Origin of the sequence: Geobacillus sp. E263, from assembly GCF_007197795.1 — a bacterium.
Lineage (GTDB): Bacteria > Bacillota > Bacilli > Bacillales > Anoxybacillaceae > Parageobacillus_B > Parageobacillus_B toebii.
Window position 1 is genome coordinate 376,298 of the sequence record NZ_CP041632.1, and the last position, 13,161, is coordinate 389,458.

Annotated in this window: 9 protein-coding genes; 3 read left to right on the forward strand and 6 right to left on the reverse strand. The window is 42.1% G+C overall.

The annotated features are described in order from the left end of the window. The first annotated feature begins 140 nt into the window (after positions 1–140). Positions 141–2,420 (forward strand): S-layer homology domain-containing protein, encoded by a 2,280-nt coding sequence (locus FNL97_RS01820; protein ID WP_143414921.1) that lies wholly within the window; start codon positions 141–143, stop codon positions 2,418–2,420. 271 nt (positions 2,421–2,691) lie between these two features. Here the strand turns inward: FNL97_RS01820 and FNL97_RS01825 are convergent, their stop codons facing one another. After that, positions 2,692–5,631, reverse strand: coding sequence for an SH3 domain-containing protein (locus tag FNL97_RS01825; RefSeq protein ID WP_286173454.1), 2,940 nt, complete (start codon positions 5,629–5,631; stop codon positions 2,692–2,694). A gap of 205 nt (positions 5,632–5,836) precedes the next feature. Between FNL97_RS01825 and galU the strand changes: the two genes are divergently transcribed. Further along, on the forward strand, positions 5,837–6,712 hold the full coding sequence (gene galU, locus FNL97_RS01830; RefSeq protein ID WP_143416272.1) for a UTP--glucose-1-phosphate uridylyltransferase GalU: 876 nt from the start codon (positions 5,837–5,839) through the stop codon (positions 6,710–6,712). Between the two features lie 105 nt (positions 6,713–6,817). Here the strand turns inward: galU and FNL97_RS01835 are convergent, their stop codons facing one another. From FNL97_RS01835 to FNL97_RS01855, 5 genes are all read right to left on the reverse strand, one after another. After that, a complete protein-coding gene (locus FNL97_RS01835) occupies positions 6,818–7,153 on the reverse strand; it encodes an EamA family transporter (RefSeq protein WP_286173455.1) in 336 nt (111 codons plus the stop codon). Continuing rightward, on the reverse strand, positions 7,140–7,487 hold the full coding sequence (locus FNL97_RS01840; RefSeq protein WP_097353875.1) for an EamA family transporter: 348 nt from the start codon (positions 7,485–7,487) through the stop codon (positions 7,140–7,142). Before FNL97_RS01840 ends, FNL97_RS01835 begins: the two co-directional genes overlap by 14 nt. A 153-nt stretch (positions 7,488–7,640) precedes the next feature. Then, on the reverse strand, positions 7,641–8,597 hold the full coding sequence (locus FNL97_RS01845; protein ID WP_143414923.1) for a DPM/DPG synthase family glycosyltransferase: 957 nt from the start codon (positions 8,595–8,597) through the stop codon (positions 7,641–7,643). Positions 8,598–8,667: 70 nt separating this feature from the next. Continuing rightward, positions 8,668–9,873, reverse strand: coding sequence for an efflux RND transporter periplasmic adaptor subunit (locus tag FNL97_RS01850; RefSeq protein ID WP_143414924.1), 1,206 nt, complete (start codon positions 9,871–9,873; stop codon positions 8,668–8,670). A gap of 62 nt (positions 9,874–9,935) precedes the next feature. Then, a complete protein-coding gene (locus FNL97_RS01855) occupies positions 9,936–10,586 on the reverse strand; it encodes a YIP1 family protein (protein ID WP_143414925.1) in 651 nt (216 codons plus the stop codon). Positions 10,587–10,847: 261 nt separating this feature from the next. On the opposite strand from FNL97_RS01855, the gene FNL97_RS01860 reads away from it, so the two are divergent. Next, a complete protein-coding gene (locus tag FNL97_RS01860) occupies positions 10,848–13,142 on the forward strand; it encodes a S8 family serine peptidase (RefSeq protein WP_143414926.1) in 2,295 nt (764 codons plus the stop codon). Positions 13,143–13,161: the final 19 nt, after the last annotated feature.

The following is a 13,161-nucleotide window of genomic DNA, read 5'->3' on the forward strand; positions in this document are numbered from 1 at the left end:
TAATAAAGCATAAATTTGGAAATGGAAGATTGTCAAGAAATGTATTTAATTTCCATCAAAATTAATAGATACTTTTTTCTTCTGCTCTATTAAAATATGGTTATAATAACAATTTTATTATTAAGAAAGGAGAATAGTTTTTGAGAACTCGACGCTTTATATCCATTGCGCTAGCTGCCGTCCTGCTGCTTCCATTTTTGTTGTTTCCAGTTGCGGAAACAGCCGCGGCGGAAAGCGTTTCGTTCCGTGATGTGAAACAATATGAAAAAGAGATTACTTATTTATCAAGATTAGGTGTGATTCGAGGGTATCCGGATGGAACTTTCCGTCCGAATGATTCTGTAAAGCGGATACAAGCGGTGCAGCTCATTTTGCGCGCGCTAGGCATCGATCTTGTTGAAGATTCTTCTGTCCAGTTTACGGATGTGAAGAAAGGGGATTATGGGTATCGGGAAGTCGCTACCGCCGTGGAACTCGGCATTGTCAGCGGAAAAGAAAATGGTTCGTTTGATCCGTATGGACGGCTGACACGGGGACAAATGGCAAAGATTTTTGCGAATGCGTTTCGTCTTGCAGGAAAATGGAACAAAGACTTTACCGATGTAAAACCAGGAAATTGGGCATATGAATATGTGCAAGCATTAGCAGCGAACGGAATTACAACCGGTTACCCTGATGGCAGTTTTCGTCCAAATGATTCGATTCAGCGCATGCATTTTGCGGCGTTTTTGGCAAGGTATATCAATGATGAGTTTAAGCCACCTGTTTTGACGCCGTTTAGCCGAAAGGAAATTATCGCGAAAAAGGAAAGCGTTGTAATGATTGATGTGTATGATGAAAATGAAGAGCTTATTTCTCAAGGAAGCGGGTTTGTCACAACAAACGGATTGATTGTTACTAACTATCATGTTATTAATGGCGGATCATATTTTGAGGTGGAAACGCATACGGGAGATATTTATGAACTAGAAGGAGTTGTGGATTACGATTTAGATAATGATATCGCGATTTTAAAGCCATACGATTTATTGCCGATTAAGCAATTACGCCTCGGTTCTAAATCAATGGTGGAAGAGGGGGATGATATCGTTGCCATCGGAAGCCCACTAGGATTTTATAACTCCGTTTCTATCGGTATTGTCAGCGGGATTCGTCATTTTGAAGAAGAAGGATGGGAAGCGGATTATATTCAATTTACAGCGCCAGTCACCTTTGGCAACTCAGGCGGACCACTATTAAATATGTATGGTTACGTTGTCGGATTGGTTTCTTTTGGCTTTGAAATAGGAAATCTCAACTTTGCATTGGCGGTGGACCATATTAAAGATGTTCTTCAACCATATATTGGTGTTCCATTTTATCAGCTTCCGGTTCTTTCTATTGAAGAGCTGCCGATTATTGATGATGGAGAAGAGGAAATACCGGAAGAGGGGGAAATACCGAATGAAGAGAAGGATCCTGGCGAACAGCCGCCGGCTCCTACTGTGGAAACGACGAAATTTGTGTTAGAGCAAAATTTAGTGACATCGGTTTTTCATCCATCGTTGCCGATTTTGTATGGGCTTGATGTATTTGGAAATGTTGTTGAAGTCAATTATGAAACAAGACAAGTAAAAACATTGCCGTTGCCGCTGCCTGCTGAACGGTTATACTTTGCTAATAATGAACTATATATTACGTTGTTAAAAGGAAAGCATAGTTCTTATTGGTCGGAGGAAGACCAGCAAGGGGCGATAGCCATCATTGATGCAAACACGTTTACATTAAAGAAAGTATTTGACGTTGCCATCGATCCGTATGATATAGTGGCGGATGACCGCTATATTTATATTTCATCAGGCTCTGGGCAATGGACGTTGTTAAAAAGCTATGACCGCACCACTTATCAAGAAGTGGACTCTACATCGATTCGGCAGGCAAGCTTTTTGGAAATGAGTCCGGACAAAACGAGAATTTATGCAATCGATACAGATCTTTCTCCTAGAGATATGGAAGTATTTTTTGTTTCGGATGGCAAGTTTACGGTCTATTATGATTCGCCGTATCATGGGGACTATGAACTTGCTAAGGATATGACCATCTCTAGCGATGGAAAATATTTATTTAACCATGCAGGAACGGTATTTTATGCTACTCCTTTGCAAAGCACGAATATGACTTATGCGGCAACGATTCAACCGTTTACAGCCATCGCTTTTGATCGGACAGCAAACGTATTTTATACAGCAAAAGATCATACAGTGAGAATGTACAACCAAACATTTGAAGAAGTAAAGGAATGGATTGTTTCAGGTACTGTTCAGAATATCTTTGTCTCAAACGGGAAAGTAGTTTTGTTAACGACTGAAACGCCGTATTCCAATGGATTAAACGTTCAATCTATCCAGATTTTTAATCAGGCTGTCGGTAGTGGTCTGTGAAGAAAAACCTCTCAGGAGCCCTGAGAGGTTTTTTAAGGAAAAATAAAAAAGGGGCCAGTGCTTATGCAAAGCAACTGGCTTACCAAACAAAATCTTACCGTGACTTTATTCTACAAAATTCGACAAAATATGTCTATAAGTAATTGTTTCTTGTCGAAAAATATATTTCCATATAATCAAGGTATTTCCTAGTTTGTTTTGTGGGTGATATATCATGATATTAATAAAAAATGAAACGCTCCAAAGAATTGCATTTGGAGCGTTTCACTGTTTATTTGTAAATCGGCACGTCAAAAATGAGCGTATATCGGTCAAGCAAGTCGTACAGCGCACTAATGTTGCGTACTTGTTTGACCGCCCAGCCAATGTCAGTGGCGTATTGATGTACGCCTGGGTTGGCTGGATTCCATCTCATTTTGTATAGCGTATCCTGCTTATAAGTTGGATTATTAATATATCCATTGGCGATGTCCTCGGCTCCGCCGATAATCGCTGCTTCTGGCGTAAACCAGCCTTTCTTATAAGCGTATTCCGAACCGCAGCGGACTGGGCATTCGTCATTAGCTTTCAGTCCGTACATGTTATAAACTACTTTCGGTTCAACCGGTTTGCCGTCCACTTCACTTACTAGCACGCCATTTGCTAATTGGGAAGTGCCGTTTCCTGTTTCAAGGAGCGCATGTGAAATAAGGTAAATTTCATTAATATGATATTTTTGGCCAGCTTCGATAAATGCTTGGCCTTTTCCGGCAAGGATGCCTTTGCCGGCTAAAATTTTGTCATTTAGCTCGTTTAATGGGACACCCGCACTTTCTGATAGAACAAGAAACTGAAAATATTCTTTGCTGTTGCGGCTGAATCGGCTTGGGTCGAGATAGGATTTGACATCTTCCGGCTTTGCATTTTTCCAAGGACCAAACTTAATTTCATACCAATCGCCTACTTGGTTGACAACTTGCACGATGCTACCAGCTTTTAACGTCCCTACGATCCAATTAGATGTACTTGTTCCTTCATAGACGTTTAACGTATCGGCTGTAACCGTTCCGGTCGTTGGGAACGTACCCGGTTTATCGACTTTTATGAACTCAGCAAGTACGTAAGACGGATTGTTTCGGTATAAGTCGGTTTGCGGTTTTTTTTGCATTTGAATTTTTAACATGTCATCCAGTGTTAAATTATAGGATGTGTAACGGATCACCGGACCAATTTGGATTGCCTCTTTCCACACGTAACCGATTCGTCCGCCGATGTCGATCACGACAGAACTGTTTTCCTCGCGAATGATTGGATAGCTTTCCCCTTGTTTGATGATCGCGAACCTTGTTTTTGCGTTATTCGGATCTTCGTAAACAGGTATGTCGGATATCGCTAGAAAGTTTTTGTCTGTTGGCTGGAGGCCTTTATTTTCATTTTTTAGTTGAATGGAAAATGGAGGCCTTGTCGATGCTTTCCAAACGTACGCGACCCCTTTTCCATATTTGATTTCATGCCAGTTGCCGAAATCGCGCAGGCGCGGGAATACTTGCCCCTTGTCCAAGTAAGCTACGGCAATTAGTTTTCCTGTGCTATTGTCATAGACAGGAAGGCGGTCTTCCAGCACTTCGAAATAGCGGTCCGTGCTTTTGAATGGAAGTTTTACGGCATTTTTATGGATGTAACCAATCCGCCCCGATACATCGACGCCATACCAGTTTCCTAATTCTTTCACAACCGGATAGCTGACACCTTTTTTAATGGTAGCGAATTGTACTAGTGTTCCCGATGAATTGTCATATACAGGCGCATCAGCGATGGTTGTAAAAGTCACACCAGTCGGAGGAGCAGAATTGGCGTTTCGGATGGAAGAACCGCTCGAAGGCTCCGTTGAACCTTTCCAAACGTACGCGACCCCTTTTCCGTACTTAATTTCATGCCAATTGCTGTAGTCTCTTATTCTTGGAAACTCTTGTCCTTTTTCAAGCGTGCCGACTTGAACGAGTTTTCCCGTGCTGTTGTCATAGACCGCTAGTTGATCGACCGTGACACGGAAATAACGGTCAGTAGGCTTGAAGCTGATTTGCACGCCGCTCTTATGGACGTAACCGATTCTTCCAGCGATTAAAACTTCGTACCAGTTTTCCCCGAATTTGCTGATAATAGGGTAAGTTTGCCCCTTTTTAATTGTAGCGATATGAACAAGCTTCCCGGTTGAGTTGTCATATACAGGCAAGTCAATAACAGCGGTAAATACGGTGCTTCCCCCTGCGTTGCTGCCTGTTTTCATCGGGCTTTTTCCGTTCGATGGAACAGTGGATCCTTTCCAGACATACGCGTATTTTGTGCCAAATTGAATTTGATGCCAATTGCCGTAATCTTTTATTCTTGGAAACTCTTGTCCTTTTTCAAGCGTGCCAACTTGAACAAGTTTTCCGGTGCTATTATCATAGACCGCTACTTGATCGTCGATGACTTGAAAATATTTCGTGCTCGCTGTAAATGGAGCAGCCGTTGTTTGATTGGTTGATGCGATGGAGGCGCGAGCCGCTGTTTGATTTGTGGTGGCGCTTTTATTGGCCTCTGTTGTATTTGTTTCCGTTTCTGGCTGTTTTGTTTCTGTTATTGGCTGGCTTGTTTCTGTGCCGTTTGTCGGCGCGGTATCCGTATTTTTTGTTTCTTCAGAATCGGACGCCGTTTGATCGTTTGGCTCTGTTACAGAAATAGACGGAGATTTTTTCATGTATCCGAGCTGGTTTCCGATAATAATTTCAAATGCGTCATCAAGCTCCTGAGAAACCGGATATTGTTGTTCTGGCATTAAATATCCGATTAATTGACCGTTTTTTGTGTAAACGGCTGCTTTTTCTTTGACTAGCACATATGTGGATTGCGCTTTTTCTTCATATGTATAGCTTGTTAGTGGTTCGGAAAGAACGGCATTTTGCACATCAGTACGATCAAGATAGGCAAGTTCGGTTCCCCATTGAATGTAAACACGATGGTTTTCGAGTTTTACAGCTTTCAAGATGGTTCCTTTCGCTAATTCCCCGACCTGCTGATTTGTTTCCGTTTGTTTGACCGGCGCTGTTTCGCTTGTTACTTGAACATACGTATTCGCTTCCTCACCGGTGTTTGCTGGCGTGTTGGCAGCATATGCCGGAGAAATGCCATAGGAAACTAGCAAAAGTAAAATAGATAGCAAAGCTAGGAATTTTCTTATCTGTGTTTCCATCCGTGTTAAACACCTCCTGGAAAGATATAGTATGGTAGACATAACAAATTATATCATTTTCTCTCATAAACTGACATAGTTCGATGACATAAAAAATAGATAGCGGGATGCTTGATGTTTTATATCGAAAAAAGAGACCGGTTGTTCCCTAAATTTTGTTAAGGTATAATGAAATAGCAAATTGGAGCGTAAGGGGAGTTTTATGATGAAAAAGGTACGAAAAGCCATTATTCCTGCCGCTGGGCTTGGAACAAGATTTCTCCCGGCGACAAAAGCGATGCCGAAGGAAATGCTGCCGATTGTCGATAAACCGACGATTCAATATATTGTAGAAGAAGCGATCGCTTCAGGGATTGAAGATATCATTATTGTAACGGGAAAAGGAAAAAGAGCGATCGAAGACCACTTCGATAATGCTCCGGAGCTGGAACAAGCGTTGCTTGAAAAAAAGAAATATGATTTGTTGGAGCAAGTTCGACATTCTGCGAACTTAGTCGACATTCATTACATTCGTCAAAAATCGCCAAAAGGGTTGGGGCACGCGGTATGGTGCGCGCGAAAGTTTATCGGAGATGAACCGTTTGCTGTACTTTTAGGCGATGACATTGTTCAAGCCGAAAAGCCGTGCCTAAGCCAGCTGATCGAACAATATGAACGTACCGGCTGTTCCGTGATTGGTGTTCAGCCTGTGCCAGAAGAGGAAACACACCGTTATGGCATTATTGAACCCTTGGAACGAATGGGAAACTTGTATCAAGTAAAGCAGTTTGTTGAGAAGCCGCCTCGTGGAACGGCTCCATCGAATTTGGCCATTATGGGCCGCTACATATTGACGCCGGAAATTTTCGGCTTCTTGGAGAAGCAAGAAGCGGGAGCAGGAGGAGAAATCCAGCTTACCGACGCGATTCAAAAATTGAATGAACAGCAACCTGTATATGCTTACAGCTTTTCAGGAAAGAGATATGATGTTGGAGAAAAATTGGGATTTGTTAAAACAACTATCGAGTTTGCTTTGCAAAACGAAGAATTGCGTGAGGAGCTTGCCGCGTTTTTAAAAGAAATCGTAAAAACACTGCCTTGAATGGGGAAAAAACTTCTTCAGCCCATCATGAAAATTGCATATGGAGTAAACCCATATCTAAAAAAATGATCCCTCCCGTTAGAGAAGGAAAGATAGCGGGAGGGATTAAAGCACAAGAAAGATAGAACCAACGATAATGAACAGCACGCCGATGATTTTTCTGCGAGTGATCGTTTCTTTTAGCAAGATCGCTGACAATAGGAGCGTCCAAATGTAGGTGAGCGATGTCAGCGGAAATACAACTGTATATGGGAGCTGCTGCAATACGATAATGTTTAATACTGCACTGATGCCATAAAGCAGTGCGCCAGCGGCAAAGAACGAAAGGAACGAAATGTGAAATCCGATGCGCTGGCTTGCTGCTTTTTTTAAATAATATCCTCCTAATGCTCCGAGGAGTGTCATGACGATAAGCAGTAACCATGATTTAATCGTCCCCACCCCCGATTAGAACCGAGCCGGCGATAATTAGTACGACCGCGATCGCCTGCAGCGTGGTAATTTGTTCATTAAGAAACGTAATCCCAAGCAGCAGCGCGAACACATATCCCACGCTTAAAAGAGGGTGCAATACAGACAAACTCCCGAAACGGAAAGCTACGGTCATTAGAACAGCACCGACACCATAAAATAGAAACCCTAGGATTAAATAGCGGTTCCATTGTCCTCCCGATAACTTCCAAAACATCTGGCCGCTTGCTGTGCTCATGGATGCCAATAAAATGAGGACAATACCGATTTTGTTTTTCTTCAGCGATTGAATAAACGAGTTCATGGTGGCATCCCTTTCTTTCGATCGGAAATGAATGCAAATAAAAAAGGGATAAAAAATGATCATACCATTATGGTTAAGAGTGGTCCTGCTAAAGAATAAAATGTCATCGAAACACCGCTAAGCAGCCCAGCTATAAAGCTGGCTGCGTAACAATTAAGAGACGTCATTTCGTTCTTTTTCTCTTTCTCTCAAGTGTTCATACATTCTGTTGAGTTCAAGTTCATACTGCTTCCGATGCGCAGCGGCAACTGTGTCTAAAATAAGTCCGCAGGTAAATGACAGCAACGCAAAAATCATTAATCCTACTGCTAAAATGGCAGAAGGGACGCGAGTAATAAATTTCGTTTGAATAAATTCTACCACGACAGGAATGCCGACGGCGAGTCCAAGGATGAAAAATAGCAACGCCCATAAAGAAAAGAACAAGAACGGCTTATAATCTTTAAATAAGGTAAAAATCATTTTTAACACTTTCCATCCGTCGGAAAACGTGTTCAGCTTCGATTCGCTTCCTTCCGGACGGTCGCGGTAATCAATCGGCACTTCTTTAATAAGAAATTTTTTATCGAGCGCGTGGATGCTCATTTCGGTTTCGATTTCAAACCCCGGGCTCATAACGGGCATTGATTTTACAAACAATTTGTCGAAGGCGCGGTAGCCTGTCATAATATCTTTAATGTCGCTTTTGTATAAAAAGTTGATTAAGTTTTTAACGAGGTTGTTCCCAAAGTTATGAAACGGGCGTTTGTTTTCTTGAAAATACGTCCCGTTGGATAGACGGTCGCCAATCACCATGTTGGCTTCTCCTCTTTTAATTGGCTCAATCAGCTGATGAACAAATTCGGCAGGGTATGTATCGTCCCCATCGACCATGACATAAATGTCGGCATCGATTTCGCGAAACATGGACCGAACGACGTTTCCTTTGCCCTGGCGCAATTCTTTGCGAACGATCGCGCCATGCTCGGCAGCGATTAAAGATGTTTTATCTTTTGAATTATTGTCATATACGTAAATGTCTGCCTCTGGCAATTCGCGCTTAAAATCGCTAACGACTTTGCCAATCGTTTTTTCTTCATTGTAACAAGGGATAAGCACAGCAACTTTCATGGTGTTCACTCCTTTATCGTAAAATATTGAGCCGCTTTTCACATTGCAAAGAAACACAGGGACAAGCATATCATTTTTTCATCATTTTTTCTATCACGTCATCGGTCTTCGTACGGAAAAATCCCGATGTGATCAGTGACGCCATATCCGTTTTTGAGAAATAACGAAAATACTCTTTCTTTATTTTTCCAAGTTCCATTGGAGTCGAAATGGTCATCCCTTCATAAAGGGAAGAAGGAGGGTTATCGATGATCCAATCGCCTGCGTGAATTCCGCTCGCTATTTCACGTTCTAGCCCATCCGCTAAACCAAGCTGAACGCTGCGCGCATCCACTTTGTCTTTAGAAAGCTTATATACAATGTGTTTTTTCCGTTTTTGTACAATAGATGTTTTTGGAATGGACGGAACATCTTTGCTTTCCTGCAAAATAATCGAGAGCGACACATGTGACCCGTATGGCAAGGATGCTTCGTTATTTTCAAGATGAACATAAAAAGGATAAAAGCTTTCCTTTTTTTGCTGCGTCGGGATTTTGTCAATTTCCGTTATTGTTCCCGAATAGATGTTTTTCCTTTGCCCAAGCGGTATGATCTTTACACGTTGGCCTTCTTTTATTTTTGGCAGCTCCATTTCGGATAATGTCCCTTTGATGAGGTAAGGACGGCTGACAATAGAAATAAACGGGTGCGGTTTATTCAGCTCCACGTTGTCAATGATGCCGGCAGCCGGACTTTTTACTATTTGTTTTTCCTTTTTTTTCTCTAAATAGGCTTTTTGATTGGTGAGGTGATGTATTTTCGATTCAATCTCTCTTCTTTCTGACTGTAGCTGCTGCATGAGAAGTGCCTGAGAGTTTTCTTGGCCCTCTTGGGTTTCCATATCCATTTTTAATGAATCGATCGATTGTTCCACTTCATTTTGTTGCTGCTGCCAAAATGCAAGTTCATTTGCAAGTTCTTCGATCTGTTCATCGAGTTGATTGCTTTTCAATGAAAACAGTGGCGTTCCCATCTGTACTTCTTGTCCGCGTCGAACAAAAATTTTTTCTACCTCATTCATATCTGTCGGCAGAAAGATTTTTTCGATGTGCGGAGATGAAACAACCCCTTTAGCAGGGAAAAATAATGTAAAATCCCTTTGTTTTACTTGAATGATGGAATCGCTGATGACGGTGCGCGACAAAGATTTGTCATATTTATCAAAGAGATATAAATTAATGGAGAAAAAAAGAGAGAAAACGATTAATGTTCCATATATCATCCATTTCTTTCGCATATGAACCCCCTCGGTTTATATGAAATTGTGCCGTCACAGCATTTTGACACTATCTTTGCTTGCTAGACCATGACAAAAATCAACGAAGCGGCAAGACGGATGAATAAATAAACAATGGCAACGATCGTCAACACACTCCATTTTGACATCGAAGAACAAATGGTTAGACCGATTGTCTGCACCGTCAAGCTCCAAATAGAAAAGATGGTGATTGATTGGAAAAAATGGATGAGAAAGAGATGGTCGAAAGCAAGCTGGGCGATAATGCCGAGCCCAAATGGCGATGAAAAGATATTCGCGCCTGTCATTAGACGAAATAAAAGGAATAGCGCATGCTCGATAACATAAATAAACATTGCGTACAGTTCAATCGTCATGATTTTGTCAAAAGGCACTTTTCCTCTTATGATGAGCCAAATCAACAATGACGTGACGTACATGACGATCATTGGAGCGATGAGTCCATGTGCAATTACACCGGCGGCAAATAGCAGTTTTGCCGTTTCGATGTAGCCTTCGGGCATTTTTCCAATCAATGGCGTAAATCTTTCCGTATCCAATCCCATATATACGCCTAATCCGGAAAGAAGCGCATTGCATAGTGATAGAATCGCAAGTCTTCGGAAAAACCCTCGCACCGTTTCCGCCTGTTGCAGCTCCATAAAAGCGGCGGAAGGGTGGAGTATGCCATGCCAAAGCCGTACTTGAAACATGATTCAGTCCCCCATTAATGACTTTTTATATATGTACACTTCTATCATTTTAGCGCAATCATTGATCAATTTAAACAAAAAGAATTTCTAAAATTTACTTGTATCTAGGTGGGCAAGATGTTTGTTAAAATGAAACAGCACCAACCGAGTCTTTCATATAGAATCGTAATATTTTAGCCAGAGCTGCCTTACGAAAAAGGCGGCTCTTTTTTTTTCGTTGTTTGCTATACTAAATTAGAAAAAAGAGAAAGAGGTGAAAACATGCGGAATCATTTGTGGTTTATGGTTTGTTTATGGGTCGGCTGTGTATTCTTGTTTGCAAAAGACGCGCACGGTCAATCCTTATCTGAATGGCTCATTTATTTTCAAAATGAAAAAGATTATTCGCTATTTATGGAAAAATATAAAGATAGAGTAAAAGACGAAGAGGAACAATGGGTAGCAAAAGCCCTGTTTACTAGGGAGGAAATCGATGAAATTCAAAAGCTTCCCATTGTAGCAAAGGTAGAGCCGAATTATCAGAAATCGCTCGCTTCTTCTATTTTTAATGATCCTCTTTTCTCTCAACAATGGGGGATAAATAAAATTGATATATGGTCCGTGGCTCCTAAGTTTCATCAACGTAATATTTTGATAGGAAAACAAATCGTCACTACCCAAGGTGCGATGACATATGAAGGGCAGCCATTACATACTCTAAGCTTTTCGATTTCGTCAGAGGAAGGAATGAAACTATCCCGCTTATCGGTCACAATTGATCATGTCGAAAGCCTATGGACGCTCAAAGTGATGGATCAGAACGGAAATGTGGTCTCGCAAAATAACGGCAATTTATCCACGTTGGACGTGCTTTTGCCGAAAAATCATACATATAAGGTGTTACAGATTCATATTCAAGCAAATGGCTGGAAAGAACCGCCCGTTATAACCAATGTGACGGCAGTCGATCATGTGCTTGTCGCTGTCATCGATACAGGAGCGGCGATACATAAAGACTTTTGCGGAAACGTTCTTCATAGTTTAGGGGGAGATTACGTTCATCCGGGAAGGCTGGCGCTGGATGACCATGGACATGGTACGCACGTGACAGGAATCATCGCTGCTTGTGCGAATAATCATGAGGGAATTGTTGGAACAGCAGGATTTGCTCCTGTGGATGTTGTTCCTTTTAAGGTGCTTGACCGTGAAGGGACGGGCAGTGATTTTGAGATCGCCAAGGCGGTCAATGACGCGGTATCGATCGGGGCGGATGTCATTAATTTAAGCTTGGCTGGAAAAGGAAAGACGCTTGTTTTGGAACAAGCGGTTCAAAACGCTCTTCGACATCATGTAGTTATCGTAGCGGCTGCAGGCAATTGGGGAATTTCGCTGCAGGAGGTTTATCCTGCCTCTTACCCAGGAGTGATTGCGGTTGCGGCGGTGGACGAAAACAATCAAATTATCCCTTATTCCGATTATGGATGGGAACTGGATATTAGTGCGCCTGGTGAAAATATTCTCAGTACATATATGAATAATGAATATCGTGTCCTAAACGGAACGTCGATGGCCGCGCCTTTTGTGTCGGGCGTGGCGGCGTTATTAAAGGCAATGGATCCGCGCTTGGATGATATACAAATTCGCAAGCGGTTATTTGAGTCAGCGAAGGATATACGAGAAAAAGGATATGATACTCATTCCGGATATGGCGTAGTGCAGGCGGCGAAAGCCATCCATCTTCCGTACAGTGAAGCGGTTGATTGGCTGACCATCCAAAACGGCCAGCCGGTTTCATTTTCGAAACAGCAGCTTCTCGGCATTTCGAAAGGATTGATTGGCAAAGATGTGTATGTTTTTATCGATGATCAGTTCGTAGAAAAAAGAAACGCTGATGATCATTGGATTTCATTTATATTGCCCGATATTCCATCAGCTAGGAATGAGCAAAAGCTGACGGTGATCAGCGCCGATCATAATGGAGAGGTAGTTGCTTTTGATGAACGTTGGATGAATTCGACATCATCGGCATCTGCTTCTTTCACTGATGTTCCATCGTCATTTTGGGCATACGAAGAAATTCAAACGGCGTACCGTGAAAGATGGATTAACGGTTTTACCGATCATACATTTCGTCCTAACGCCTTGTTAACGCGGCGACATGCTGTGATGATGATGAATCGGTTGTTCCAATGGAGGCCGAAGCAAATCCAATCTCCTTTCCTCGATACGCCGCTGACGTTGGCGGGAGCGGTGCCGATTTACACTGCATATGGTCAGCGCATTGTGAAAGGATATGATGATGGACATTTTTATCCAGAACGGTTTGTGACGAGAGCACAAATGGCGGTGATGCTGGCAAGAGCATTAAAATTAAGTGAAACCTCGTTTTCCGGCACTCCTTATCCGTTTAAAGATATAGACGGCCCAGGGCATTTTGCTTATTATGCGGTCCAACAGCTCGCAGATAAAGGCATTATTACGAAGCAGCCGTATTTTCGTCCAAATGAATTTCTTACCCGCGCTCAATTTGCGGCAATGCTTGCAAGAACATATCGATATATGTCGAATAGGAAATAAAGCTCATCATGCTTATCAT